25 protein-coding genes are annotated in these 25,743 nt (G+C 39.4%); 15 read left to right on the forward strand and 10 right to left on the reverse strand.

Translation table 11 applies throughout. From position 1 onward, the window contains the following. Nucleotides 1-46: 46 nt before the first annotated feature. Nucleotides 47-3,013 (reverse strand): TonB-dependent receptor, encoded by a 2,967-nt coding sequence (locus QT16_RS09345; protein ID WP_024606426.1) that lies wholly within the window; start codon nucleotides 3,011-3,013, stop codon nucleotides 47-49. Nucleotides 3,014-3,470: 457 nt separating this feature from the next. On the opposite strand from QT16_RS09345, the gene QT16_RS20835 reads away from it, so the two are divergent. The 8 genes from QT16_RS20835 to QT16_RS09380 all read left to right on the forward strand — a co-directional run bounded on the left by QT16_RS20835 (nucleotide 3,471) and on the right by QT16_RS09380 (nucleotide 8,117). Continuing rightward, complete coding sequence (locus tag QT16_RS20835) at nucleotides 3,471-3,626, forward strand: hypothetical protein (protein WP_161792775.1); 156 nt, start codon at nucleotides 3,471-3,473, stop codon at nucleotides 3,624-3,626. A gap of 63 nt (nucleotides 3,627-3,689) precedes the next feature. Next, nucleotides 3,690-4,361, forward strand: a complete 672-nt coding sequence (locus tag QT16_RS09350; protein ID WP_039488182.1) for a hypothetical protein — start codon at nucleotides 3,690-3,692, stop codon at nucleotides 4,359-4,361. A 3-nt stretch (nucleotides 4,362-4,364) separates the two neighbouring features. Further along, the gene (locus QT16_RS09355) at nucleotides 4,365-5,039 is read left to right on the forward strand and encodes a Crp/Fnr family transcriptional regulator (RefSeq protein WP_039488184.1); all 675 of its coding nucleotides are present in this window, start codon (nucleotides 4,365-4,367) and stop codon (nucleotides 5,037-5,039) included. Between the two features lie 71 nt (nucleotides 5,040-5,110). Beyond that, a complete protein-coding gene (locus QT16_RS09360) occupies nucleotides 5,111-5,518 on the forward strand; it encodes a hypothetical protein (protein ID WP_039488185.1) in 408 nt (135 codons plus the stop codon). Between the two features lie 84 nt (nucleotides 5,519-5,602). Then, complete coding sequence (locus QT16_RS09365; protein ID WP_010553511.1) at nucleotides 5,603-6,106, forward strand: Mpo1 family 2-hydroxy fatty acid dioxygenase; 504 nt, start codon at nucleotides 5,603-5,605, stop codon at nucleotides 6,104-6,106. 60 nt (nucleotides 6,107-6,166) lie between these two features. Then, nucleotides 6,167-6,958 (forward strand): SDR family oxidoreductase, encoded by a 792-nt coding sequence (locus QT16_RS09370; RefSeq protein ID WP_039488187.1) that lies wholly within the window; start codon nucleotides 6,167-6,169, stop codon nucleotides 6,956-6,958. Nucleotides 6,959-7,019: 61 nt separating this feature from the next. Further along, the gene (locus QT16_RS09375) at nucleotides 7,020-7,613 is read left to right on the forward strand and encodes a DUF2238 domain-containing protein (protein WP_007583339.1); all 594 of its coding nucleotides are present in this window, start codon (nucleotides 7,020-7,022) and stop codon (nucleotides 7,611-7,613) included. A 60-nt stretch (nucleotides 7,614-7,673) separates the two neighbouring features. Further along, nucleotides 7,674-8,117 carry a GNAT family N-acetyltransferase gene (locus QT16_RS09380; RefSeq protein WP_039488189.1) on the forward strand — a complete coding sequence of 148 codons (444 nt, stop codon included), beginning with the start codon at nucleotides 7,674-7,676 and terminating at the stop codon, nucleotides 8,115-8,117. A gap of 106 nt (nucleotides 8,118-8,223) precedes the next feature. Here the strand turns inward: QT16_RS09380 and QT16_RS09385 are convergent, their stop codons facing one another. The 6 genes from QT16_RS09385 to QT16_RS09410 all read right to left on the reverse strand — a co-directional run bounded on the left by QT16_RS09385 (nucleotide 8,224) and on the right by QT16_RS09410 (nucleotide 12,354). Beyond that, the gene (locus tag QT16_RS09385; protein WP_033021693.1) at nucleotides 8,224-8,562 is read right to left on the reverse strand and encodes a hypothetical protein; all 339 of its coding nucleotides are present in this window, start codon (nucleotides 8,560-8,562) and stop codon (nucleotides 8,224-8,226) included. 44 nt (nucleotides 8,563-8,606) lie between these two features. After that, entirely contained in the window at nucleotides 8,607-8,987 is a 381-nt protein-coding gene (locus tag QT16_RS09390; RefSeq protein ID WP_045899355.1) for a DUF3465 domain-containing protein, read from the reverse strand. Nucleotides 8,988-9,144: 157 nt separating this feature from the next. Further along, a complete protein-coding gene (locus QT16_RS09395; protein WP_033021695.1) occupies nucleotides 9,145-9,414 on the reverse strand; it encodes a hypothetical protein in 270 nt (89 codons plus the stop codon). A gap of 112 nt (nucleotides 9,415-9,526) precedes the next feature. Next, entirely contained in the window at nucleotides 9,527-10,240 is a 714-nt protein-coding gene (locus QT16_RS09400; RefSeq protein WP_152609339.1) for a hypothetical protein, read from the reverse strand. A 607-nt stretch (nucleotides 10,241-10,847) separates the two neighbouring features. Then, entirely contained in the window at nucleotides 10,848-11,027 is a 180-nt protein-coding gene (locus tag QT16_RS09405; RefSeq protein WP_007375469.1) for a DUF6435 family protein, read from the reverse strand. A 151-nt stretch (nucleotides 11,028-11,178) separates the two neighbouring features. After that, nucleotides 11,179-12,354 carry a PQQ-dependent sugar dehydrogenase gene (locus QT16_RS09410; protein ID WP_039488193.1) on the reverse strand — a complete coding sequence of 392 codons (1,176 nt, stop codon included), beginning with the start codon at nucleotides 12,352-12,354 and terminating at the stop codon, nucleotides 11,179-11,181. Nucleotides 12,355-12,620: 266 nt separating this feature from the next. Between QT16_RS09410 and QT16_RS09415 the strand changes: the two genes are divergently transcribed. From QT16_RS09415 to QT16_RS09425, 3 genes are all read left to right on the forward strand, one after another. Continuing rightward, nucleotides 12,621-13,664 carry a flavin reductase family protein gene (locus QT16_RS09415; RefSeq protein ID WP_039488195.1) on the forward strand — a complete coding sequence of 348 codons (1,044 nt, stop codon included), beginning with the start codon at nucleotides 12,621-12,623 and terminating at the stop codon, nucleotides 13,662-13,664. Further along, a complete protein-coding gene (locus tag QT16_RS09420) occupies nucleotides 13,661-14,713 on the forward strand; it encodes a fatty acid desaturase family protein (RefSeq protein ID WP_024595642.1) in 1,053 nt (350 codons plus the stop codon). The genes QT16_RS09415 and QT16_RS09420 overlap by 4 nt, the downstream gene beginning before the upstream one ends. Nucleotides 14,714-14,904: 191 nt before the next feature. Beyond that, entirely contained in the window at nucleotides 14,905-15,906 is a 1,002-nt protein-coding gene (locus QT16_RS09425) for a branched-chain amino acid aminotransferase (protein ID WP_257983256.1), read from the forward strand. Between the two features lie 81 nt (nucleotides 15,907-15,987). Here QT16_RS09425 and QT16_RS09430 read toward each other — a convergent pair whose 3' ends face one another. Continuing rightward, nucleotides 15,988-18,558 carry a TonB-dependent receptor plug domain-containing protein gene (locus tag QT16_RS09430; protein ID WP_039488197.1) on the reverse strand — a complete coding sequence of 857 codons (2,571 nt, stop codon included), beginning with the start codon at nucleotides 18,556-18,558 and terminating at the stop codon, nucleotides 15,988-15,990. Between the two features lie 669 nt (nucleotides 18,559-19,227). Continuing rightward, nucleotides 19,228-19,542 carry an Mpo1-like protein gene (locus QT16_RS09435; protein ID WP_039488198.1) on the reverse strand — a complete coding sequence of 105 codons (315 nt, stop codon included), beginning with the start codon at nucleotides 19,540-19,542 and terminating at the stop codon, nucleotides 19,228-19,230. Between the two features lie 164 nt (nucleotides 19,543-19,706). Between QT16_RS09435 and QT16_RS09440 the strand changes: the two genes are divergently transcribed. Beyond that, on the forward strand, nucleotides 19,707-21,863 hold the full coding sequence (locus tag QT16_RS09440) for a prolyl oligopeptidase family serine peptidase (RefSeq protein WP_039488200.1): 2,157 nt from the start codon (nucleotides 19,707-19,709) through the stop codon (nucleotides 21,861-21,863). 97 nt (nucleotides 21,864-21,960) lie between these two features. On the opposite strand, the gene QT16_RS09445 is transcribed toward QT16_RS09440, so the two are convergent. Further along, nucleotides 21,961-23,253 carry an anti-phage deoxyguanosine triphosphatase gene (locus QT16_RS09445; protein ID WP_039488201.1) on the reverse strand — a complete coding sequence of 431 codons (1,293 nt, stop codon included), beginning with the start codon at nucleotides 23,251-23,253 and terminating at the stop codon, nucleotides 21,961-21,963. 248 nt (nucleotides 23,254-23,501) lie between these two features. Between QT16_RS09445 and QT16_RS09450 the strand changes: the two genes are divergently transcribed. The 3 genes from QT16_RS09450 to QT16_RS09460 all read left to right on the forward strand — a co-directional run. Further along, the gene (locus tag QT16_RS09450) at nucleotides 23,502-24,308 is read left to right on the forward strand and encodes a glucosaminidase domain-containing protein (protein ID WP_039488203.1); all 807 of its coding nucleotides are present in this window, start codon (nucleotides 23,502-23,504) and stop codon (nucleotides 24,306-24,308) included. Next, complete coding sequence (locus tag QT16_RS09455) at nucleotides 24,301-24,969, forward strand: DUF2987 domain-containing protein (protein ID WP_039488204.1); 669 nt, start codon at nucleotides 24,301-24,303, stop codon at nucleotides 24,967-24,969. Before QT16_RS09450 ends, QT16_RS09455 begins: the two co-directional genes overlap by 8 nt. A 122-nt stretch (nucleotides 24,970-25,091) precedes the next feature. Continuing rightward, the coding region (locus QT16_RS09460; protein WP_338109678.1) for an IS4 family transposase at nucleotides 25,092-25,743 on the forward strand (652 nt) is incomplete at its 3' end.

A 25,743-nucleotide genomic window follows, 5' to 3' on the forward strand; every position in this document is an offset into this window, starting at 1 on the left:
CAAAAAAGCCGCTAGTAAAAACTAACGGCTTTACTTTGTATTACCTTTAGAAGTTGTAACGCATACCAATATTGTAACGTGCACCTAGCTGTTGTAGGTTCCACAATTGAACTGACGTACGGCCATGTTCGCGGCTGTTTTGCTCAGTAATATTAAGGCCTTCAACAAAAAACGATAGTTGTTCGCTGTAGTTGTACGCAACATTAAAGTCGATTTGATAATATTCTTCAGTAAAGCCTGGCTCGTTTACGTATCGAGCTGCGCTATTTAAAAACTTATCACGCCAGTTGTAAGCAATACGTGCTTGAAAATCATCGTTTTCGTACATTGCAATAAAGTTAGCTGTATCGCTTAAACCCACTAGTGCAAATTGTGTAGTAGTAGGGTCAGCGTTTACATCAAAGTCTATGTCGCCATTAACTGTGGTGTAGTTTGCTTGCACACCAAAACCGCTTTCACCAAAAAAGTGCTGAAAGGCAATTTCAAAACCATCAATAGTGGCATTTTTATTGTTGGTAGGTACTTGCGCTGTAAATTCTAGTAATGGGTCGTCGCTGTTAGCAATTACATCGTAAGCGGCTTCAAACTCTTCGTAGGTCATAGAGTCAAAATCAACATTGTTTTCTGTTGCGGCAACCATTTGAAATAAGTTTGAATCGGTTAGGGCAAGTCCGCGAGATTCTAGCTCAGCAATGGCAGCTTGAGCGCGAGGGCCCGCTGTTGCATCACGTAATCCGTAGTAGTTTTGCGTCATGGGTGTTAAACCAATAAAGTTTTCGATGTCTTTAGTGTAATAACCTACCGACACATAACTTGTTTCTGCAAAGTACCACTCAGCAGATACATCAATATTATCTGATTCAAGCGGCACTAAACCAGGATTACCCGTTGACGCTGTAGCTGGTGAAGAACCCGCTAAAAGAGTCGGGGCACCTGGTACACCAACAGTCGCTGCTGAACTTAAGTTATCGTAAGTTGGGCGAGCAATTGTAGTGCTATAAGAAAAACGCGCTTTTACGTTTTCAATTACTTCTATGTCAAAGTCGAAGCTTGGTAAAAAGTGATCGTAGCTAGATTTAAGCGTGAAATCTTCTTTAGCCGAGCCAAAACGAACGTTAAAGTCGTTATTACCTTCCCACGCTACTGCGTTAGGTAAATCGATATTAGCCGTTGAGGTAATGTCAGTAGACTCTTGGCGCGCGCCAATAACAATATTGTATGGCATATCGCCAATGTAGCCATTGTAAGTAAATTGCACAAACGCTGCGGTTATGTCTTCTTCAATGGTGCGGTTAGTTGCAAATGCGCCATCGGCTGCAAAGTTAAAGCCGTATTCTTCACCTGCCCAGTAACCAATTTGCGATGCGCTGCCGGTGTAACCTTGGTTGAACGAGCCTGATGTATCGTAGTCGTCAAACTCAGCTAAAAAGTTTGTTGGGTTTAAGTAGCCATCAGGTAGTTCGCCTGGGTTTTCTATACCCCAGTTACCCATTGTATTACGTGTAAGTGATTGCAGTGAATGGCTTTCCATAGAGCGAGACTCTATACCAAAGTCAATTGCGCCGTTTTCAATTTCGTATTTACCATGGATTCTAAATTCTGTTATTTCAGATTCTTGGCGAGCAAAGTTAGAATCTAAAATAGACGTACCCACATCAGAGGCATCTAACGTGTTATTACAATTTAGGTTATCTCGGCGGCAATCATCAAAATCGATACTCATTGATGGAAGCTCGCGGCTAAAATCAACTTCTTGTGCGTTAACTACGTTTGCGCCTAAGCCTGCGTTTACCCAGCTGCCGTAAGGTGCATCTGGTTTGCTAGTGGCTTTTGAATTGTGCGCATCAAACATAAAGCTCAATTCTGAGTTGAAATAGTACTCAACGTTTAAACCAATAGAGTCGTTTTGGTTAACTTGGTTTAACTCTTGAAACGCTAAACCTAAATCGCGTGTTTGCTGATCGCGACGTTCTTCTCGGTAATAAATAGGAGTTTTTACCGTGTTGTCGTCAAATGTTAGCGCGCTTTTGTAGTTATCCATCCAAATTGATTGCTCAGCACGGGCTTCGAATAAATCTTGCTTAGAATATGTGTAATCAAGCGTGGCTGTTAAATCATCAATTGGGCTGTATTGCAGCGTTAATTGCGCGTTTGTACGAGTACGTTCTCTGTCGGCAATGGTGTAGCGCAAATCTGATGGCATTGAATAAAGCTGGCCAACGGCGGGTGCATTAGTTAAAACAATATCGTCTGCAGCTTGTGGGATTGTGCCGTCAAAAGCTGATGTATTCCATTGATTTACAAACGCACCTGTTGATGAGCTATCGCGCTGTTGCATGCTTGCAGTTAACGAGGCACCAAATTTAGCTTCACTGTCGGTCCAGCTAATTAAACCCGAAAGCTCAGGTGTTATGTCATCACCAACGCGGTTTGTTGAGTCGTGTAATGCTTTTACGCCAATGCTTGAAACAAAGCCTGGATTGTCGAGCGGGCGAGCCGTATTAATATTAATTGTTGCGCCAATACCACCTGATGCAATGCTTGCTTTACCCGTTTTATATACTTCAACCGATTTAACGCTATCAGACGCTAAGTTTGCAAAATCAAATGCACGAGAGCTAGGTGTACCACCGCCTGCAGGCAAAGATGCCGCCGGCATTGTACGCCCGTTTAGGGTTACCATATTGTAGTCGGGGCCAAAACCACGAACCGTTACTTTAGAGCCTTCACCATTTGAGCGATCAATCGACACACCCGTAATACGCTGTAGCGACTCGGCTAAGTTGGTATCTGGGAATTTACCAATATCTTCAGCTGATATTGCATCTACAACACCGGCGGCGTCGCGTTTTAAACGAGTCGACTCTTTAATACTGCTTTTAAAACCAGTAACTTGGATTACTTCAACATCTGTATTTGCTTCTTGTGCATATACAGGCAAAGAGATTGATGCACCTAAAATCAGAGATAGGCTGGTCGCTATCTTTGTTTTTCTTACAATATGGTTGGACATTCGGTTTCCCTCGCGCTTTTATCATTATTATTAACAGCTTGTATGGGGCTGTTATTGTGTAGTTATAAACATTGTCAAATGTGTGGAAGCGCTTCCAGAAAGATCTGATTAACTAGAATTTGTGGAAGCGCTTCCAGAAATGCTAGTTTATATTTTGAATAGGGTCAACTGTTGTTTTAATAAAATGAGACTAAATTGTTTTTAAAATGTATGTTTTTTGGATTTAATTTTATTTAAATTATAAATTACAATTGGTTATAAAAAACCGTTTGAAATAGTGCGGTAACAACATTTTATTATAAGAAAACCAATTATTGATTAATTTAGTTATTTACACACTTTTATAAGGTGTTTAAATCAGCTTTTAATACTAGCTAAAATTAATAAATCGGCCGTTGGTCACTCAACAAAAAATAGGTACATTTGCTAACTTAGCGAAAATGCCGATGTAGTGATTATGTACAACGCAATTGAAGCAATCGCATCAAGCGGCGGTTCTAACTCAGTTTATGAATCGGTCATTAAAAACCAGTGGTTGTTTAAAAAATCGTTAATTAAATCACTAAAAAGTAACGTAGTTTTTGCAGAAGATGGTTTAAAAATAAACTTATAAAGTATTGCGCATAAGGTGTTGCGAGTCGCTAGTTTTATCGCTATTTTAAAGGCTCTCTCATAGATGGATTTTATTATGCGCATTAAATTTTTAGCGAGCTTTTATTCTTTCTTCTTGTTTGCTCTGTTTGGTTGTGACGATCAAAGTATGGCAATTCAAGGTAGTCCTCAGCTAAATAATAATGTAAGTAACTCACCCTCTAATCTCAAAGTAAACACGCCTTCAGCAGCTCAAACACACGAACCCGCTTTAGTGGTCGGTATGCTAGCAACACATTGTAAAAGTAATGAAGCAGCCTACATTAACGCAAAAATGCATAAAGTTGTGCGTAACCCAGATGAAAATACAGCCTACAAGTTAGAGCCTACCGATAAAGTGCTTTCTATTTGCGTTGCAAAAGATGACTCATCGCTTAGTTATCGATTTGGTAGAGTTAATGACATAGGGCTTGAAAAAGAAGCTACACCAGATGCACCATTTGGTAGTTACTACAGGCAAGTAGGGCGTATTGGCGAGAGTATTTTATTTTTTAGTAACGGCGAATATCATTATTATATTATTAACTCAGGCGGTATGGGCAGTGGTGTAACCGTTAATGTTTATAAAAATGACACGCTTATAACTGAGCTGTTTTCGGGTAATGATCCTTACGATGATTTTGTTATAGCAACCGATTTAAATTTCCCTAAAAAATTGGTTAGCGAAAAACAGCCATTTAATAAGCAAATGCAGTAAATAATGACTCCACAGCAGCAAAACGTTATAGAGCAAGGGCATTGGTTTAAAAACCGTAGCGCTTACTTAAAAAGCTTTTTATTAACGCAGGGCAAAACGCTCTCGCTAAAAGCTCAGCAATCGTTATTTTTGCGAGGTGATAAGCACGATGGAATTTATGCAGTGCTTAGCGGCGTGGTGCGTATTAGTGGCGTAAGTAACGAAGGCAAAGAAGCCGTATTGAGTTTTATTGATTCATCACTGTGGTTTGGCGAAGTTACCTTGTTTGATGGTGGCCTGCGCACTCATGATGTATATGCACAAACTGATGTTGTGCTTTTTTACGTGCCTCAACGCGAGCTTGAACAGCTATTAAACAAGCAGCCACAATATTGGCAGGAGTTTGGTTTATTGTTGGCACAAAAGTTACGCCTAATGTTTAGCTCAATGGAAGATCACGCATTACTAAGCGCTGAGCAAAAAGTATGCAATCGACTTTTAATGCTCAGCGAGCATACAGAGCACTTAACACCGCTTGTTTTATCTCAGCAGCAACTTGCTGATATGACCTACCTAACGCGCCAAACTATTAATCAAATACTGCAACAGCTTGTTAGCTTACAAGCCATTAGTTTGGGGTATCAACGCATAACTGTTTTAGATAAACAAAAGTTACAGGCGCTTGCTACACAAGCTTAAATAGAGACCGCTTTATTTAGTTGGAACCAAAATTGCTACAGATAATGTAACGCAACAATGGATTTGAGCTAATGACTACAATAACCTTTAAAAATCAATATAGTAACTATAACTCATCGAGTATAAATAAAGCGGCAGGTCCAAGCGAAGTTGCGGCAACTAATACCCTTCCTAATGAAAAAACAAATGATGTTAAAGGCATTAGTTCAGCCCCTAAAGAACCAACGTTTTTAGAAAGTGCTCAAGAAGCACTGGTTTATCAGCGCTTAGGCGTAAACAAAAACAAGATAGACGAGCTAAAAGCGACAATAGAAGAGCTCACTAAAGAGCTACAAGGTCAGGGCGCAGACCCTAGCACAATTGCTGATAAAATAGAGGAACTTCAAAAAATGCTTGAGCAAGAGTATCAAAAAGGGCGCGAGCGAACGGATATGCAAGGTGAGCATGAGCCGGGTAAAATAATTTCTGCATTTGTTTAATTTACAAAGTGTCGGATACCTGACATTGTTGCTGTGCTTACTTTTGTTAAAGTAAGTTTTATAGATAAAAATAAAGGCAAAACAATGAAAACACTTCAACAGCAACTTGGTAAATATGGTTTGTATCATCGTTCTAAGCGTAATGTACTAACGCACTTTATTGGTATTCCGCTCATTGTATTTGCGGCGTTGTGTTTACTAGCGCGCATTCAAATACCCCTTGGTAGTGTAGTAATTGATGGTGCACAACTTTTTGTATTAGCGTCGGTTGTTTATTATTTTATGCTGAGCTTTTCGCTTGGCTTTATTATGGCCGTGATATTCACTTTACTCCTTGTTGGTGCTCAGCCTATTGCGGCAATGGCGTTTTGGCCTTGGTTGAGTATTGGCGTAGGTGTGTTTGTATTTGGCTGGGTACTGCAGTTTATTGGGCACTATTACGAAGGTAAAAAACCAGCGTTTGTAGATGACCTAATTGGCTTAATTATTGGCCCTTTATACGTAACTGTTGAGCTACTATTTTTAATGGGTTTTTACAAAACATTAGAAGATGAAGTAAACGCGATAGCTGGTCCTACAAAGGCGTAAAATACTTTACTAAGTACCTTAATAAAACTTAATAAATAACAATAAAAGGGCAAATAACGCATGCAATATAATAATAAAACAGTGTGGATCACCGGTGCATCGTCAGGTATTGGTAAAGAGCTTGCTATACAATTTGCCGAGCTTGGCGCGCGCGTTATTTTATCGGCGCGCAATGTAGATAAACTAAACGATTTAAAATCAACGCTTAAAGGCGAAGGGCACTTAGTTGTGCCTCTGGACTTAGCCCAGCCAGAGCATGTACTGAGTACAGTAACAGCAAAAATGAACGAGCTTCCTGCAGTTGATATTTTAATTAATAACGGCGGCGTATCGCAGCGTAGCTTATTTTTAGAAAACGACTTTAACGTGTATCGCCAATTAATGGAGGTTAATTACTTTGGCTTAATTGCACTTACTAAAGCTGTATTACCTACTATGGTGGCAAAGCGCAGTGGTTCAATTGTGTCCATTAGTAGTGTGGCGGGTAAAGTAGGTTCAAAATTTAGAACAGGTTATTCGGGTTCTAAATATGCGGTTGTTGGTTTTATGGATTGCCTACGTGCAGAAGTAGCACAACATAATATTCATTGTTTAACAATTTGCCCAGGCTCTATTAAAACAGCAATTGCGCATAACTCACTAAACGAGCAAGGCATAGCGCAAAATAAACCAGAAGAGTCGATAGAAAATGGGATGGATGTAAGCGTAGCTGCTTCAAAAATGATTCGTGCCATTAGTAATAAAAAAGACGAAGTGATTATTGGCAAAGGTTTAAGTGGTTGGGCGCCTACAATTAAGCGCTTTTTTCCTACTTTGTTTAATCGCATTACCGCAAAAACAAACTATAGGTAGCGTCGTTTATTTCAAAGGCGTAAAATGCCGTAAATTTGATCAATTTAGAAAAGGATTCTAAATGAAGTATTTATGGCTGAGCCTGTTTTTTATTGTATTAATTTGGTCTGGTATTAACCCAAAAGATCAATTTACATGGCTGCTTGAAGTTATCCCCGCAATTATTGGTTTAGTGCTGCTAGCAAGTACCTATAGCCACTTTAAACTTACTCCTATTTTATATACATTTATTTTAGCGCATTGCATTGTGCTGATGATTGGCGGGCATTACACCTACGCCGAAGTCCCTTTTTTCGATAATCTATTTGGTAGCGAGCGTAATAACTACGACAAAGTAGGGCACTTTTTTCAAGGGTTTGTACCTGCACTACTAGCACGCGAAATTTTACTGCGCAAAAAAGTAGTAAATGGTCGAGGTTGGTTAATCACCTTTGTTATTTCGGTATGTTTGGCATTTAGCGCGTTTTACGAATTAATAGAGTGGTGGGTTGCAGTGTTAAGCGGCGAAAACGCAGAAGCATTTTTAGGCACGCAAGGTTACGTGTGGGATACCCAATCAGATATGGGACTGGCGTTATTTGGGGCTATTTGCTCATTGTTAGTACTTTCAAAAGTACACGATAAACAGCTAAAAAACGTTAAAGATTATTTATAGGCTATAGGAACGTTCTATAGAAATGTTTATAAAAACGTTGGTAAAAAAGACTATTAACTTATGAGCGCAAACATTAGTAACTACTCAATAAGCACAGACAAAAGCAAACTTAACTTTAACGTTATTTATAACTTTATTGCTAATAGCTATTGGGCCAAAGGCATTCCTAAAAGCGTGATGCAATCAGCTATTGATAACTCAATGTGCTTTGGTGTTTACAGCGCTCATAACGAGCAAGTTGGCTTTGCCAGGGTAGTTACCGATAAAGCAACCTTTGCCTATTTAGCCGATGTATTTATTACCCCAGATTTGCAAGGTAATGGGCTGAGTAAGTTACTTATTAAAACGATAGTGGAGCACCCTGAGCTGCAAGGGCTCAGGCGCTTTTTATTAGCAACTTCTGATGCACATGGCCTTTATGCACAATACGGGTTTAAACCAATAGATAACCCCGCACTACTAATGCAAATAAGTCCTGAGAATGTGTATGGTGATAGTAAGTAGAGAATACATTCTAAAGTGGGGATTATTATTGATGATTCATTATACAGCTAATTAGTAAGCGATTTTTTAAGTTATCAACTTTCTGACAGCAGGTATTAATACTCCTTTAAATACGATATTTTTTCTTCATTGATAGAGAAAAAGAAAGTACAAATAGAGCCAACCACCAAGCAGCAAATACCCACAATCCAGGCTTAAGTTCACACCATTCTGTAATGTTAATAACACCATATATGAACAGACTTAGAGAGATGAATGGTAAAATAAATAGGGAGTAAAACAGATATATAATAAAGTTTGATAGAAGTTTTTGATACAGTTTATGCTCATTATCAGAGCGAAACTCGATCATTAAAAAAATACATTGTGAAGATATAAGCAAGATAATTACTTGTAATAAACACCAGCCTAAAGCCGCTAGAATCGCTATCCATTGCATTGTCATTTTTCGTTTTCCTTGCGCTTTTACTTGAAGAGACCGTTATGAAGCTATTGGTACGTTTTACCTTTGTGCTTTAACCAACCATCAACGTTATGTCCATTTGGATCTTTATGAGTCCAGTGCACTACGCCCCCTTTTTTATTCCACTCATACTCACCGTAAAATTGAACAGTATCACCCTTTGAAATCAAATTAATTCTTGGGGCAAGGTCAATATTATGTGCAATTAAAATAGTAATACCTGTACTTAATTTAAGAATAAATTTTTGATGTCGTGAGCCTTGATTATCATCGTTTAATATACGAATAACGATTCCAGAATCTTGTACTTGAACGTTACTTTGGTGATTTTTGTATGCTTCATTCAGGGATGTAGCATTTACAAAATTTGACCACTGTAGAAAAGTAAACCCTTTTAAATCAGACAGCCACTCCAAATAAATAAAGTCAATCTACGCCAGATTCAAGGTAATTAGGATGGGTATCATCCTAATTTGTTAATTGTGCAAAGATGGCCGTAGGCCATGCACAAAAAGGAGCGAAGACCAAAACGTCGGCTGGACAAACTCGTTAGTGCTATGGGTATTAATCATCTGGATACTCAGACAAATATAGTTTGATGCCTAGTTTTGACATAATTCTCATGGCCTCAACTGAAAGTATGGCACCACCACCGCAAGCATTCTTACGCATAGAAAATCCTATATCAGCGGTATATGCCCCTGGACTAATTACACTTTCATTTTCAGTTAGCCATTTTTCCAATTCGACAATTTGGGATGATAACTCCCAGTCTTCTTTGGCCAAGTGGGCCAATCGCTCATTGCCAGATTCATTTTTCACATAGATAGACAATCAATTCTCCTTTGAGCACTAACGCCCATAATAATAGGCTAGAAATTGTGGGCTAAAATGAGTGAGGCACGAGCGATAGCCCACTGTTTTTAGTCCTTGTTAATTTGACTTGTTATACGCTCTTTCTCATATTACTAAACTTTAAGTCGATTTTAACATCCCAAGTATCAGATATACTTGCAATATCTCTAATATCACCAATATCTAAAACAAGGGCATCATCGCCAACAACTTGCGTATCTACAGCAAAACGATATTCTTTTTGATGCTTATAATTGTCCTGCTTATAATTGTCCTGCTTATTAAATGCGGGCCTGTTGTAGAACTCTCCGCTAAAACTGTTAGGATCATAATAGTTAACCAAACCTGTACTGCCCAGAAAGTTACGTGTCTTTATTGCTTTAACCATACGCTTTATAAAAGCTGGTGTATTATGAATAAGAACATAATAATCACCTAATTCAGCGCATTCTTTAGATACGCTTAAGTCATTTTTTATTTCTGATAATTTAGATTGATCAGATAAATTACTTGCGTTTGTTGCGCCTGCAAATAAACAAAAAACATGGAGGTTATCGCTGTGATTAAGTCGCATCTCTATCGGTGCTGCAAAATCTGTTAACGTATGTCCATTAACTTTAAATACACCTGATTCAGGTTGCCAAAAAGCACACAAGCCTTCTTTTTCATCAGCTCTATTACTCTCGGAGCTTTCTTCTATTTTTCTGAAATAAGATAAGCGATTCATATAGATTTTTCCATTAAGAAAATCATTCATATAATCTTCGTTATCGAAAATTCTAAGAAAAAATACAATTTTCTTCATAGCTACCCTTGAGCATATAATAGCTTTATCGAGAACACTTTCCTCTTTTTATGAGTAACGCATGTCCTCTTAATTATTTTTAATATTAATAACAAATCCTGTAACACATTGCGAGTATTAAACTTTAAGTCGGGCTGTTCTTTTAATAATATGCAAAAAAGAGGAAAACGTCCTCATCTTTTGACTTAGGAGGAAAAGCTCCAGCGCGGTATATAAATGCAGCAATTAAGTATTTAAAATGAAAACCAAATCCGATTTTAAATCATTTAATAGTCACTAAAAAACGCCAGCGATAACGTAAGTAACCGCTTTAAGCACACTTGTTTGTGTAAACATATTATAGAAGGGGGTTTAGGGATGGTGGAAGCTGTAAAGCGAGGTCATGAATTATTTACTAAACGCGTCTTCCTTCTTTTAAAACAGGGTAGACGCGTTTAAATATACTTATACCAGTCGACTTAAATATTTAGCCTTTCTAGCGTGCTAAATAAAGCGTTAACGGCGTTATAAACTTCTCATGTAGAACAACTACATGTCGAAATTTATGCCTTGTTATCACTTTATTTATCCGTCGCTATAAATGTCTAATAACTTAACACGATTGGTATTATTTGGCTTTTTTAGCCTCTAGAGTTTCTATTTCACTCCAGATTTTTTCGGCTTCTGCGCTCAACATGGCAAAGCTTTTAATGTCGCCTTTTCTTTGTGCCTGCATGCCTTGCTCTAGTTTTACATCGTATTCTTTACGCAGTTTTTTTACGGGATCAGGCTTTAAAAATGAAAACATTAGTATTCTCTTAATTTATTAAATTATATGTAGTTAGTGTACGCATTAATGGGCTTAATAGTTCTTTGTTTGGTGAAAATGTTTACTTTGCGCTTTAAAAGCGCAAAGTAAACACGGTGTAATTTTGCGTACTGTGTGCTAGTTCTAGTGCTTACGTTTCTGGCTCTAGGCGTTTAATACCTTGGCCATCAATACCTAAATAAATAAAACCATCACTGCCTTGGGCTAGGCTGCGTACTCTGCCAATGCCATCGAGTATTTTATATTGCTTAACAACCTTACCTTTTGAGAGCTCTAGTGCGCTAATGAATGCAAATTTCATTGATGCTAATAATAGCTTACCTTTAAGCTTTGGGTATTTATCACTCGTTACATACAACATATCGGAAGGGGCAATTGAAGGGGTCCAATGTAATACGGGCGATTGCATGCCGTCTTTTTCTTTAAGGTCGGTAAACTTGGTACCGCTGTAGTTAACGCCATAGCTGACTAAAGGCCATCCGTAGTTAGCGCCTTTTTTTATAATATTAAGCTCATCGCCGCCGCGTGGTCCGTGCTCGTGGGACCATAAAATATTATTTTGATAATCAAACCACATGCCCTGTGGATTACGGTGCCCATAAGACCATGCCGCATGTTTTGCATCTTTTTGTTTAACAAACGGATTGTCGCTTGGGATACGGCCATCATCGTGTAAGCGATAAATTTTACCGCCATCACGAGTGAGATCTTGCGGGTTTATGTCGCGCGAGCCGCGATCGCCAATTGAAAAATAAACATAACCTTCATCATCAAACACAATACGGCTGCCGTAGTGTTGGCCTTTGGTAGTATTATGCTCGCCTTTGTATAGCAATTGCTGATCAGACAACTGCGTATGGTCGCTATTTAGCTTGGCGCGCATTAAGGCGGTGTTACTTCCGCTTCCTTTGCCCTCACTACTTGAGTAACTAAAGTACAGCCATTGGTTTTGCTTGCTATCGGTGTGTAGTGATAAATCAAGCAATCCACCTTGGCCATTAGCGTCAATGTTGGGCAGCCCTGAGACTTTAGTTAACGTAGTGGTATTTTTAGGTAATAAAAATAACGCTCCACTGCGCTCAGATATTAGTAAATCACCATTAGCTAAAGGCTCAATAGCCCAAGGTATAACCACACCTTCTGCCGCTGTTACTGCGTTAACGCTAAGCGATAAAGTATCGAGCTGCTTATAGTTTTTTACGTAATCGCTTTTTGCATGCGCGGGTGCGTTAGTAGCAAATATAGCAACGGCTAAGCCTGCACTTATTAGTTTAGGGTGAGTGTTATGTGACCTTAAATTTATCATTATGGCTTCCAAAATTAATCCAATCTTACATAACCTTATCATGGCATAAATAAATTTGTTAAGTGTTGAGTTGAATGAAAAATGCACACTTATATATTTTAAAATTACTTCTTCACAGGAAATTGTTTTAGCAAATTGCGCTAATAAAAATTGAATAATTACTCTATTGGGGTTGAAAACTAAAAATTTGAGCGTACACTTGTGCGCTGAAGTTTGGGCGTACACGTGTAAGTTCAAAGTAATTAAGATTTGATAGAGATTTAACCATGATGACTCAAGTATTAAACCAATTTTCAAAATGGTTTTTACACCATCAAAGTTTTGCAGGCTACATAGAGCCCGTAATGCAGGTGTTTAAACCTGCGTGGCGTGCAGGGCAGTTTAGAGCGCAAGTAGTTAGTACAGCTGTACTTGATGGCGGTTTTTTAAGTGTACAACTTAAGCCAAGCAAACAATGGCAGGCACATACGTCAGGGCAGCATATAAGTTTAACGGTTGAAATTAATGGGCGATTACTAACACGCGTTTTTACCGTGGCCTCAAGCGCTCAGCAATTTAAAAATACAGGTTTGGTGCGCTTACTAATCAAAACAAATGCGCAAGGGCGCTTTACAGGCTTACTCAGCAGTGCATTAAAAGCGGGGTTGTGGTGCAATATTTCTGCGCCAAGCGGCGACTTTGTGTTTAAAAACACACACACGCCAGCCACTTTTATTGCAGGCGGCTCGGGTATAACACCTATGCTGGCTATGCTTGATGATTACTTAAGCCAAACTACGCAAAAAGTGTCGTTGGTGTATTACGCAAAAGCCACTGAGCATCAATGTGTTGATGAGCTAAGTGAGTTGGCAGCGCAATTTGAGCATTTTTCGTTTTTATTATTAACGCGTGAGCAATCAAGCGATATAACCAGCAATATTAAGCCGTGGGAAAACCCAGACATTTACTGCTGTGGCCCTGCAGCATTTATGCAAACGGTGGGCGATTTTGCTAAAACGCATAAGCTAAATTATTACCAAGAAGCATTTGGTTTAGCGCTGCCTACCTTAAACGACGACAGCCAATTTAATGTAAAAATTAACGCCAGTGCCCATGTTGTATCGGGCAACGATGTTTTACTGACTCAGTTTGAAGAAAAAAAGCTCCCCGTTAAACGCGGTTGCGGTATTGGTATTTGCCATCAATGCCAATGTATTAAAAAGTCAGGCGTGGTACGTAATTTAAAAACAGGTGAATTGAGTGACAACGGTGAGCAATTAATACAACTTTGCGTAAGCCAACCTGTTAGTGATTTGGAGTTACAATTATGAAAAACATTAACTATGACATGCTCGCAAGCGAGCTAGATGCCATTAAAATGGACACCCTTGGCAAAGTTGGCCAACAAGATGCTGACTATATTCGCTCTGTTGTGCGCAAACAGCGAGTGTGTGAATGGAGCGGGCGAATTTTGCTAATGCTTGGTTTTATTCAGCCATTATTGTGGGTTGCAGGTGTGTTGCTATTAGCGCTTGCTAAAATTTTAGACAATATGGAAATTGGCCACAATGTAATGCATGGTCAATACGATTGGATGAACGACAAGCAACTTAACTCACAGCATTATGAGTGGGACATAGCGTGCGACGGGCAAAGTTGGCACCGCGTACATAATTTTGAGCACCATACTTATACTAATATTATTGGCAAAGACAGAGACTTTGGTTATGGCTTGTTGCGTTTAAGCGATGATTTTAAGTGGCGTTTTAAAAATGTATGGCAGTTTTTTACGTATATTAATTTAAGTGTGTTATTTCAGTGGGGCGTGTCGTATCACGAATTGGCTGCAGAGCGTGTTTTTATTGGTAAAAAGAAAGAAAACCGCGAAGGGCTTGTATCACATTCTACATTAAAGCAACGCTTTTTTAGTAAAGGCGCTCGCCAACTAATTAAAGATTATGCGATATTTCCGTTACTTGCAGGGCCTTTATTTTTATGGGTATTGGCGGGTAATTTAGTAGCAAACTTAATCCGTAATTTATGGACATCAACCATAATATTTTGTGGTCACTTTACAGAAGAAACACAAACTTTTAAACAAGAAGACTGCGTAAACGAAACGCAAGGGCAGTGGTATTATCGCCAAGTACTGGGCTCGTCAAATATTAAAGGGTCGCATTGGTTTCATGTTTTAACGGGGCATTTGAGCTGCCAAATAGAGCATCACTTATTTCCTGATATGCCGTCTTCGCGCTATCAAGAAGTTGCACCTCAAGTACAAGCCGTTTTGAAAAAACACGGTATTGATTACCATACAGGTAGCTTTTTTAAACAGTATACCTCGGTGCTAAAACGTATTATTAGATATTCGTTTAAGTAAATTATTTACCTTTAAGAATCGGCTAATGCAACTGCATTAGCCGATTTTTTTGTTTATAGCACCCAATGCGGTTGATTAGTAAACAGCACTTGCAAAAATTTCTCATAGTTAATTAAAAAAGCCTTACTTTAGCTATGGTTAAATAGCGTGTGATTGTCATACAATGGAGGAAAATAGACCACACAAGAGAGATTAAAATGGCCGCATTTGGTACCGTGTTTATGCCGCAGATGATTCAAGCTCGTTTTTCTGATAATAAATGGAGCGAAAGCTCAATTGTCCCTTCCGATAAACTTGAACTTCATGCTGGTGCGCACGTTCTTCATTATTCAAGTACATGTTTTGAAGGCTTAAAAGCCTTTCGCCATGAAGATGGTTCTGTTTATCTTTTTAGAATGGATGCAAACATTGCACGCATGCAACAAAGCTCAGCGCTATTAAGCTTACCGAGTTTTGACAGCGATATGCTAAAAACGATGATTATCGATATTATGCGCGAATACGCAGATGAAACGCCATTACCGCCGGGCTCTATGTATATTCGCCCAACGCACATTGGAACTGAGGCTGCAATTGGTAAAGCGGCAGCGCCATCAATGAGCTCGCTTTTGTACACGTTACTATCGCCAGTAGGAGATTACTTTGCCGGTGGTGCAACTGCACTGCGCGTACTGCTTGAAGAAGATGGCATGCGCTGCGCTCCGCACATGGGTATGGTAAAAAGTGGTGGTAACTACGCCAGTGCTCTAGCACCTATTAGTGCTGCACGAACTAAGTATCAAGCAGATCAAATTTTATTTTGCCCAGGTGGCGACGTACAAGAAACCGGTGCTGCTAACTTTATACTTATTGATGGCAACGAAATTATTACTAAAGCGCTTGATAGCACGTTTTTACATGGTGTAACGCGTAATAGTATTTTAACCATTGCAAAAGATTTAGGTATGACGGTAAGCGAACGTAACTTTAGCGTTACTGAGCTATTAGAGCGTGCTGCTAAACCAGGTACTGAAGCGGCGCTTTCGGGCACTGCAGCTGTGCTAACTGCTGTGGGTACTTTTATTCATAACGATAAAGAATACAAAGTAGGTACTGGCGAGCCAGGCCCAACTACTGCGCGCCTTCGCCAAGCATTGAACGATATTCAATGGGGTAAAAGTGAAGACAAGCACGGCTGGTTAACTAAAATCTAATTATAGATTTAATAGCAACTCGCATTAAAAAGCCACCTAATCGGTGGCTTTTGTGTGTTTGGTTACTTTAAGCTGTGCTTATTAAAACTTCATTTCTATTTTACCGTACACGTAGCGTCCGTTAAATCCATACGGCGAGAAGCTAGAGTAAGCAAATAAACGTGAGAAGGTGGTTACATCGTCAACATTTTCACGGGTTGCATCTGGGTAAACATCAAAAATGTTATTAGCCCCTAAGCTCAGCGATAAGTTTTCATTAAGCGAATAGGCTACATCTAAGTCGGTTATCCATTCAGGCTTTAGCACTTCGTTACGTTCTGGGATATCTGAAGGGTCTTGAGTTTCGCCGTAACGTGTTGTTCTAAGCGTGGTACGTATGTCGTCGTTAGTCCATGTTGCGCTTAAGTTGTACTTATTACGCGGTGTGCTTACTTCAAAACGACGCAGCTCAGTGCCTGAGAACAAGTTGTCTTGATCAAACCCTGCACCTTGAAGCTCTGCTGGTGGGTCGATAATATTTGTTACTTCATTTTTACCGTAATTGTAACCTAGGTTAAAGGCTAAATCGCCATAACCATCAGTTGCTACATTATATGAGGCAACCACATCCACACCACGGGTTTTACTGTCAATTGCATTTAAGAAGAAACGACCTTGGTTAGCGCCTGTGCCTTGAAGTAAATCGGCAATAGCATCGCCCGATAAGTTGTTTGATAACACAATGCGGTCATCAATTAATATTTGGTAGTAATCAACCGATAAGCTGAAATTAAAGTCGGTAGACCATGTAAAACCAACGCCGTAGTTAGTAGCTTCTTCTGCATCAAGACCCGGTGAGCCCAGTGCTTTTGCTACATCGCTGCTTGGTGCGAACGTACCTGTTTCGGTTGGTTCACCATCAACAAATACAGTGGCCACTGAGGTAAAGTATTGTTGCTGCAAAGAAGGTGCTCTAAAGCCAGTTGATACAGAGGCGCGCAGCGCTAAGTCTTCAGTTAATGAATAACGAGTCGCAACTTTACCGTTAAGTGTATCGCCAAAGTCTGAGTAATCTTCATAACGGGCGGCAACCGCTAAATTCCAATCGTCGGTTAGGTAGGTTTCAAGGTCTATATACAAGCTCACGTTATGGCGGCTATTATCGCCCTCTGATTCGGGTGTAAACCCTGGGAATACTTGTGCGCCCGCTGCGCCAAATGGGCCATCAACTGGGTCGGTTACTGCGCCTCCTGGGCCAAATGACCCTTGTGCATATGATGCTTCTTCGCCTGCATCTATTTGGTATCCTTCGCGGCGATACTCAGCACCTACAGCTACACTTACCGAGCTTTCTAAAAAGCTGACGTCTACTTCGCGGCTAAAATCAACGTTTAAGGTAAGTTGATCGTAGGTAAGTGTTCCTGCATCAAAGCTTGTTTGGCTAGTAGGGCCGTATGAGGTATTTAAGCTATTTATAACACCAAACTCAAATGCATCTTGACCATATACGGCCGATACATCGTAATTCCATTCACTTACAAAACCTTTAGCGCCAAGTGCCAGTGAAAAGTCATCTATGTCTGAGGTGATAACAGGTAAAAAGCCATCAGGATAAACTTCTTCTATATTACGGCTATCGCTTGCACGGCGATAAAAACCGCCGCCTTCGCCTTCGCGTTTGCTGTAAGAGCCAAACGAATATAAATCTACTTCGTTTGTTAATTGATACCCCGCGTTATAAAACACTGAAAAGTCTTCTACATCGCCATTACCAAAGTTATGGTTATATCGATTTACGGTAAGTTCACGTGGGTCGAGAGAGCCATCATCTAATCGTGCGTAGTTTTCACGGTTATCGTAGTCAGAGCGGTTTGTTGAATGGCGGTCGCGGTATTCTGTTGAAATGTTTAAAAAGCCATTATCGCCAAGTTCAAAACCCATATTACCTTGCAGCGTTAGTGTTTGGCCGTCGGTTAAAGAACGATCGCCCCCTTCGGTAAAGGCTAAATTACCATCACTGCCTTCAGATACAGACTCAAGCTGTGGTACACCGTCCATTTCGGTTACGTTAGCACCATATATAGCCGCCACTGAACCACCGCTGCTGGCACTTTTAAGCACAATATTAATAACACCGGCTATAGCATCAGAGCCATATTGGGCTGCTGCGCCATCACGTAATACTTCAATGCGGTCGATAGCATTTGCAGGTATCGCATTTAAATCAACAGATGATGAACCACGACCCGTTGAGCCATTTAAGTTAAGTAATGCGTTGCTATGGCGGCGCTTACCATTAACAAGCACTAAAGTGTGATCGGGGGCTAAGCCACGAAGTTGAGCAGGGCGTACATGGTCACTACCATCAGTAAGTGATGCTTGCGGGAAGTTAAAGCTGGGTAATAAATTGCTAAGTAGGGCATTCGTTTCAGTAAAGCCTGAATTTTTAAGTGCATCTGCGCCAATTATATCGATGGGTACTGCGCTGTCTTCTACTGTACGGCCTAATCGGCGAGAGCCAATTACGCTTATTTGTTCGATGTTTTCTTCTGCTTTGGTGTCTTGCTCTGCAGCATTTACTGAGAGCGAACCAACTAGTGCAGCAGACGCGCTCATGGCGAGTAATATTTGTGGTACCGACTGCTGTAATTTAAATAACGGTTTTCTATTCATGCTGTATTTCCCCATACCCATTGAATTATTTTAGTTTTGTACAAAAAGATTAATACCAACCCGCAATAATACTTAATCATTTTTAGGGGCTAAACGTGCCGTTACCTGCGTTAAAAAATTCTCATTTAGAGCAACTAAATAGCGAATTTTTTGCCTAGCTATCAACACGTTTTTCCATCCTCAAAATAGATCACTTAATTAAGCGGATTGGTATAAACTTTTTTGTTACCTTGAACATATACTTAATTAACAAAGCCAGTCAATTGAATAACATTCAATTAATTTAAGGGTTTTTATAATTACATTTGGCTGTTTTTTATAATGACCATTGTTTTAGTTATATAGCGAAGGTAATTGCTAAGTAATTGATGAATAGTGAATTATATTTAAAAATTAAATTTAACGTTTAGTTAACTGGTAAGATGAGGTTGGTAGGTTTAACTAATCATGAGTAGGAAGCCGTTTTTATTGGGCTGGCAATAAACAACTGTTGAGCTATAAATATTTTTGAAAATATAAAATAAAAACACACCCATTAAATGTTAACTGAATTAACATTTAATGGGTGTGTTATAAATTATGTACTACTTATTAGAACCTATACTTTAAAGCATGAAGCAATTTTGTTTTTATAAGTAATTGGTATAAAAAAGAATGCTAAAAATAGTGTTAAAATTTAATTTTTCCAACAAGCATATCTTTAAACATTACCCAATCTCCCCACAAACTGTAAAAAGGGTGTTTAAAAGTAGCAGGGCGGTTTTTTTCAAAAAAGAAATGTCCGACCCACGCAAACCCATATCCAATAACAGGTAATAGCCACAATAAACTGTAGTGTTGTTTTAATAATGCTATTGCGATTACAGCAAGAACGAGGGTGCTTCCTATAAAATGTAAGCGGCGGCAAGTCACGTTGCTGTGCTCTTTTAAATAATAAGGATAGAAAGCTTTAAAGCTTTTAAACGTGGGGTTTGTACTTTGCATAGTGTGCTCTTTTATTGTTTTTTATTTTAATGAGGGTCGTGCTATTAAAGCGTAAGTTTACATTTGTTTACAGCGATAAATGGCGCTTAACGCATCTAAATAGACAAAAGGGCTAAAAGTTAATAACTTAGGCGCACTATTAATAAATAAGAATGGAACTCAGGATGTTTAAACATACTCTAGCGTGTGCTGTAATTGTAGCGCTTAGCGGCTGTTCAGAGCCAACTAATACGGTAACTCAAGAAGAAGTAAAAGCACCTATGAAGCAAGTTAACGCAGTTATATACCCAGAAACAAAAAAAGGCGATGTGGTTGACACTTACTTTGAAGAAACCGTTAGTGACCCATATCGTTGGCTTGAAGATGATATGAGCAGAGAAAGTGCCGATTGGGTTAAAACGCAAAACAATTTAACGTTTTCTTATTTAGAACAAATACCTTATCGCGATAAGTTAAAGCAGCGCCTTGAAAAACTAATGAATTACGAAAAAATAGGCGCTCCTTTTACTGAAGGCGATTACACCTATTTTTATAAAAACGATGGCCTGCAAAATCAATATGTTTTGTACCGCAGTAAAGATGGCGGCGACGTTGAAGTATTTTTAGATCCAAACAAGTTTAGTGAAGATGGTACGACGTCTATGTCGGGTTTATCGTTTTCAAAAGATGGCTCATTGCTCGCGTATCAAATATCTGAAGGTGGTAGCGACTGGCGTAAAATTATAGTTATTGATGCACATACTAAAGAACAAGTTGAAGAAGCGCTTGTTGACGTTAAATTTAGTGGCATAGAGTGGCTTGGCAACGAAGGTTTTTATTATTCAAGTTACGACAAACCTAAAGGCAGTGAGCTTTCGGCTAAAACAGATCAGCATAAAGCGTATTACCATAAGTTAGGTACTGCACAATCTGCTGATAGTGTTGTATTTGGTGAAACTGATGAGCAAAAACATCGCTATGTAGGCGCTGATGTAACTCATGACGGCCGTTACTTGCTTATTTCGGCAAGTACGTCTACTTCAGGGAATAAGCTGTTTATAAAAGACTTAACAAAGCAAAACAGTGAGTTTGTAACGGTTGTAGGAAATACTGATTCAGATACATCAGTTATTGATAACGAAGGCAGCAAGCTGTTTTTAGTTACTAACCTTAATGCACCAAACAAAAAAGTAGTGACGGTTGATGCAAGCAACCCAAGCCCTGAAAATTGGGTTGATTTAATTCCTGAAACCAAAAACGTACTAAACCTTACAAAAGGCGGCGATACCTTTTTTGCCAACTATATGGTTGATGCGATTTCGCAGGTAAAACAGTACAACAAAAAAGGCGAGCTAATTCGCGAAATTACATTACCAGGCGTGGGTACAGCACGCGGTTTTGGCGGTAAAAAAGATCAAACAACGCTTTATTATTCGTTCACTAACTACAAAACACCAGGTACTACTTATACGTTTGACGTAACTACGGGTGAATCGGGTGTTTATCGTAAGTCGGCTATTGATTTTAATAGTGATGATTACACGTCTGAGCAGGTGTTTTACACATCTAAAGACGGTACTAAAATACCGATGGTAATTACCTATAAAACAGGCATTAAGCTTGATGGTTCAAACCCTACAATTTTATACGGTTACGGTGGTTTTAATATTAGTTTAACGCCAAGCTTTAGCCCCGTTAATGCAGTATGGCTTGAGCAAGGTGGTGTATACGCCGTTGCTAATATTCGCGGTGGTGGTGAGTACGGTAAAGACTGGCACAATGCCGGCACTAAATTGCAAAAGCAAAATGTGTTTGACGACTTTATTGCCGCAGCTGAGTATTTAAAAGATAAAAAGTACACATCTAAAAAGCGCTTAGCACTTCGCGGTGGATCTAATGGTGGTTTGTTAGTTGGCGCAGTGATGACGCAGCGCCCAGACTTATTTCAAGTGGCTCTACCTGCTGTAGGCGTACTTGATATGCTGCGCTACCATACATTTACTGCGGGCGCTGGTTGGGCATACGACTACGGTACCAGTGAGCAAAGCAAAGAAATGTTTGAATACATTAAAGGTTATTCACCACTTCATAATGTAAAAGCAGGTGTTGAGTATCCAGCCACTATGATTACAACTGGCGATCATGATGACCGCGTTGTCCCTTCGCATTCGTTTAAGTTTGCCGCTGAGCTTCAAGCAAAGCAAACGGGTAATAATCCAACACTTATTCGCATAGAAACCAATGCGGGGCATGGCGCAGGTACACCAACGAGTAAAACAATTGAGCAGTACGCTGATATATTTGGTTTTACGCTATATAACATGGGCGTAGAGTCGTTATAAAAGCGCTTTAACAAAATAGCTAACTTTAATAGCTGAGCAAAAAGGCCGAGTAAATTTAATTTACTCGGCCTTTTTAATGTTAGCAGTTAGCAGTTAGCTACTGCATAGGTGAAAACAATCGTTGGTATGTTTTATAAGCGTACTCGTCGGTCATTCCGCTCAAATAATCGCAAATTATACGCATACCTTGGTTTTGTTTTTGTGCTTCTATGTATTGTGCTTGTGTTGTTTCGGGCAATAAGCGCAGCGGATCGCTAGCAAACGCGGTAAATAACTCTATGAGTAAGTTTTGACCTTTGAACTCTATTTGTTGCATTTCGGGGTCGCGTATTAAACGTTGAAACACAAAATGCTTAAGTATTTGCAATACACTGTCGTATTGGGCATCTAATTTAGCGGTGTACTTTAAAATAGGGCATTCAAAGTTATCGTTTTGAATATCCAAATGTATATGAATAATAAAGGTATTAACCAGCTCACCTATGGCATCTTTTCGCTCATAATCATTTTTTGAAAACAAGCGCTGGGTCAGCGATTCAAGCATGGCGTTTAGCCAGTCAAAGTTTAGTGCTTTTAAATGGGGCAGAGCATGGGTTTGCCAATCGTCTAATGTGAGTACGTGGGTTGCAATGGCATCTTCTAAGTCGTGTACCGCATATGCTATATCGTCGGCATGCTCCATTATGGCGCTATCGAGCGATTTATACATTGTTTTAGCGCGGTACTTATCAATAGCGGCATGGTTCCCTAACAATGTTTTATCGTTTTGACTCAGTGGTTCTACTATCCAATTGAATATGGCTGCATCGTCGTTGTATAACCCTTTGGCAGGTCGCCAATCATCTGCTTTTATAAATGCACGACCGGTTGTGGCATCGGGAATGGTATGCCAAAGCGTATTAATAAACGCGGGGTATTTTATAAAACCTAATAAAGTACGACGAGTTAGGTTCATACCGTGCCCATTACTATAGGGCTCAAGTTTTGCAACTATGCGCAGTGTTTGTGCGTTACCTTCAAAACCACCGTGATCGCGCATCATGTAATTTAGCGCTATTTCACCACCATGACCAAAAGGCGGATGGCCAATATCGTGCGCTAAACACAATGTTTCGAGCAGTCCAGTTGATGGAAAGTGCGTAAAGTCGCTATGTTGCGCTTTTAAATGGCGCAATATGCCGGTACCAATTTGCGATACTTCTAAAGAGTGGGTAAGGCGAGTGCGGTAAAAGTCGTTTAGGCCAATGCCCATAATTTGGGTTTTAGCTTGCAAACGCCTAAATGCAGCGGCATGAATAATGCGCGAACGATCGACCTGCCACGGCGAGCGGTTATCGTTAGGGCGATGTTTATATTGCTCTATTATTCGGCTTTGCCATTGTTTATCCATACTGCTTACTCACACATAGTTAATATTATTAAACTTTGCTCAGTATACCCATGGACTTATAAATTGCGAATGAACAAATGCACTACATAGGCTCTGTTTTATCTAAAACCCAAATACATTGCTGAAAATTCAACCGTAAAAGGTCATCAAACCCCAGTTATTCGCGTTTATAAAGTGGCTTAGGTATAATGCGCCTTCGTATGCTTGTGTATTAACCATGCATAGTTGTTGTTTCAAAGAGAGAATACATGTTAAAAACGATTTTTAAGCTTTTACTAACCGTGTTTTTTGTATGGGCGCTTGCTTACCCGTTTATACAAAGTGACGATGTTGAACTAGATGAACAAACGTCAGAACAACCAAAAAAAGTGAAGAAAAAAGAAAAACCATTACATAATGTAAAACTGCCAAAGTTTTCAGAATTTAGTGATGTTAAAGAAAAAAAACATGCATTTTTTAGCTTTATTCGTCCGCACGTTGAAGCCGAAAACAAAAAAATATTACAGCAACGCGCTAAGCTTGAAATAGCACGCATGATGCTACAAAACGAATTACCTTTAGAAAAAAAGCAAAGCAAAGATATTGCAGCAATATTAAAGTCGTACGGCTTACCAACCACCATTGATACGCTAATACTTACGCAAGCACTACGCCGTGTTGATATAATTCCTAAAGAATTAGCGCTTATGCAAGCTGCGAATGAATCTGCGTGGGGCACATCGCGTTTTGCACGTATTGGCCTTAACTTTTTTGGTCAGTGGTGTTACACAAAAGGTTGTGGCATGGTACCAAAACGCCGTAATACTGGAGCTGCACACGAAGTTGCTGCGTTTAAATCGGTAAGAGCTGCTATAAACTCTTACTTTAAAAACATAAATACGCATCCTGCTTATAAAGATTTGCGCGCAATACGTGAAAACTTACGTCTTGAGCAAAAACCAATTTTAGCGACTGAACTTACACATGGTTTAATGTCTTACTCTGAGCGCGGTGAAGCGTATATAGAAGAGCTAAACACGATGATTAGCCAAAATAGAGCCTACTTTGATGAATAAATACATTTTTAATTGCACCAACGCCATTGCGTTAGTGCTGCTGGGCATGAGTGCATTTAATGTTAATGCAAGAGAATTTGTGATGTCGTATGACGGTTTTTATGACCGATTAAAAGTTGTTAACAAAGGCGACTTTCAATATGCGCGAGTTAATTTTTATATAAGTGATATAGCAACTAACGAAGCGTGTGCCATTAAAAGCGGCACTATTTTAACTGAAAGAAACGAGTACCCACTTAACTTTACCGATAAAGCACAGCTACTATTACCGTTCGATAAACAACTTGATACGGATAAAGCTGTTATTGTGGTGCAGCCACAAAATCCAGATCATGATTGCCAATTAAAACTTCAAATAGAAGCAAACGAACTTGAAGATTTAACGTTTTCAAAGCAGTCGTTATATACCATTAACGAAGAACTTGATGAGCTGTTAACTGATTTATCGGGCTTTTTTGTAAGTAAATTAATGTGGTTTTTATTACCAGAGCAAAAGGGCGTAGCGGTTACATTTAAAAGCCCAATGCAATTTGATGATAAGAGCATAACGTGCGAAAAGTCTGTGTGTTATTTTGCAGTTGAAGATAACTGGGAAGATGATACCGCAGTGCTTGGCGATATATCGAACGTTATTAAAGTAACGCCTTGGATTGTTAAGTAGCTCACATATAAAAAGCGGCATTTAGCCTAATGCCGATCAGTTAAGAAAATGACCGGTTGACCGATCCAAACGATCATGCAAAATCCGTAGTTAGGAAACTAACTACGGATTTTTTTGTGAATATAGAACAAGCACTGCAAGCAACACTTGAAGAAAGCAGCCGATACCATACCTTTGAAAAATTATCAGAAATTCTTGACCCTGAAATCATTGAACAAGGTTTTCAACAAGCAGGGATTGCAACCGTTCGTAAGCGAAGATTACCGCTTGAAGCCGTTTTGTGGTCAGTTATTGGCATGGCATTGTTTCGAAAAGAATCAGTTTGGAATATCGCTAATAAGCTAGATATCATGTTACCTGGCAAGAACCAACTCGTTGCTCCAAGTGCGATGGTACAGGCGAGACAAAGGTTAGGTAATGATTCCGTTAAACACGTTTTCAATAAATCTGCTCAATCAATGTATAAGCAACAGTCATTCGAAACATGGAATGGTTTGAACCTATTAGCTGTTGACGGTGTTGTGTGGCGAACAGCCGACACGCCTGATAATCGTAAAGCCTTCTCTTCAGGTAGCAACCAATACGGTGATACAGCCTTTCCTCAAATACGCATGGTCTGTCATATGGAATTGACCAGCCATCAACTTCTCAGTAGCGAGTTTGATAACTATAAAACCAACGAGATGAAATTAGCTGAGCGTTTAATTGAACGTACACCAGATAATTCACTGACTATGTTTGATAAAGGATATTATTCTTTAGGCCTGTTAAACC

The organism is Pseudoalteromonas distincta (genome assembly GCF_000814675.1).
GTDB lineage: Bacteria > Pseudomonadota > Gammaproteobacteria > Enterobacterales > Alteromonadaceae > Pseudoalteromonas > Pseudoalteromonas distincta.

What these genes read in the sequence shown, in the direction of transcription:
- QT16_RS09345 (WP_024606426.1), bottom strand. Translation starts at nt 3,013, where the DNA reads ATGTCCAACCATATTGTAAGAAAAACAAAGATAGCGACCAGCCTATCT.
- QT16_RS20835 (WP_161792775.1), top strand. Translation starts at nt 3,471, where the DNA reads ATGTACAACGCAATTGAAGCAATCGCATCAAGCGGCGGTTCTAACTCA.
- QT16_RS09350 (WP_039488182.1), top strand. Translation starts at nt 3,690, where the DNA reads ATGGATTTTATTATGCGCATTAAATTTTTAGCGAGCTTTTATTCTTTC.
- QT16_RS09355 (WP_039488184.1), top strand. Translation starts at nt 4,365, where the DNA reads ATGACTCCACAGCAGCAAAACGTTATAGAGCAAGGGCATTGGTTTAAA.
- QT16_RS09360 (WP_039488185.1), top strand. Translation starts at nt 5,111, where the DNA reads ATGACTACAATAACCTTTAAAAATCAATATAGTAACTATAACTCATCG.
- QT16_RS09365 (WP_010553511.1), top strand. Translation starts at nt 5,603, where the DNA reads ATGAAAACACTTCAACAGCAACTTGGTAAATATGGTTTGTATCATCGT.
- QT16_RS09370 (WP_039488187.1), top strand. Translation starts at nt 6,167, where the DNA reads ATGCAATATAATAATAAAACAGTGTGGATCACCGGTGCATCGTCAGGT.
- QT16_RS09375 (WP_007583339.1), top strand. Translation starts at nt 7,020, where the DNA reads ATGAAGTATTTATGGCTGAGCCTGTTTTTTATTGTATTAATTTGGTCT.
- QT16_RS09380 (WP_039488189.1), top strand. Translation starts at nt 7,674, where the DNA reads ATGAGCGCAAACATTAGTAACTACTCAATAAGCACAGACAAAAGCAAA.
- QT16_RS09385 (WP_033021693.1), bottom strand. Translation starts at nt 8,562, where the DNA reads ATGACAATGCAATGGATAGCGATTCTAGCGGCTTTAGGCTGGTGTTTA.
- QT16_RS09400 (WP_152609339.1), bottom strand. Translation starts at nt 10,240, where the DNA reads ATGAAGAAAATTGTATTTTTTCTTAGAATTTTCGATAACGAAGATTAT.
- QT16_RS09405 (WP_007375469.1), bottom strand. Translation starts at nt 11,027, where the DNA reads ATGTTTTCATTTTTAAAGCCTGATCCCGTAAAAAAACTGCGTAAAGAA.
- QT16_RS09410 (WP_039488193.1), bottom strand. Translation starts at nt 12,354, where the DNA reads ATGATAAATTTAAGGTCACATAACACTCACCCTAAACTAATAAGTGCA.
- QT16_RS09415 (WP_039488195.1), top strand. Translation starts at nt 12,621, where the DNA reads ATGATGACTCAAGTATTAAACCAATTTTCAAAATGGTTTTTACACCAT.
- QT16_RS09420 (WP_024595642.1), top strand. Translation starts at nt 13,661, where the DNA reads ATGAAAAACATTAACTATGACATGCTCGCAAGCGAGCTAGATGCCATT.
- QT16_RS09430 (WP_039488197.1), bottom strand. Translation starts at nt 18,558, where the DNA reads ATGAATAGAAAACCGTTATTTAAATTACAGCAGTCGGTACCACAAATA.
- QT16_RS09435 (WP_039488198.1), bottom strand. Translation starts at nt 19,542, where the DNA reads ATGCAAAGTACAAACCCCACGTTTAAAAGCTTTAAAGCTTTCTATCCT.
- QT16_RS09440 (WP_039488200.1), top strand. Translation starts at nt 19,707, where the DNA reads ATGTTTAAACATACTCTAGCGTGTGCTGTAATTGTAGCGCTTAGCGGC.
- QT16_RS09445 (WP_039488201.1), bottom strand. Translation starts at nt 23,253, where the DNA reads ATGGATAAACAATGGCAAAGCCGAATAATAGAGCAATATAAACATCGC.
- QT16_RS09450 (WP_039488203.1), top strand. Translation starts at nt 23,502, where the DNA reads ATGTTAAAAACGATTTTTAAGCTTTTACTAACCGTGTTTTTTGTATGG.
- QT16_RS09455 (WP_039488204.1), top strand. Translation starts at nt 24,301, where the DNA reads ATGAATAAATACATTTTTAATTGCACCAACGCCATTGCGTTAGTGCTG.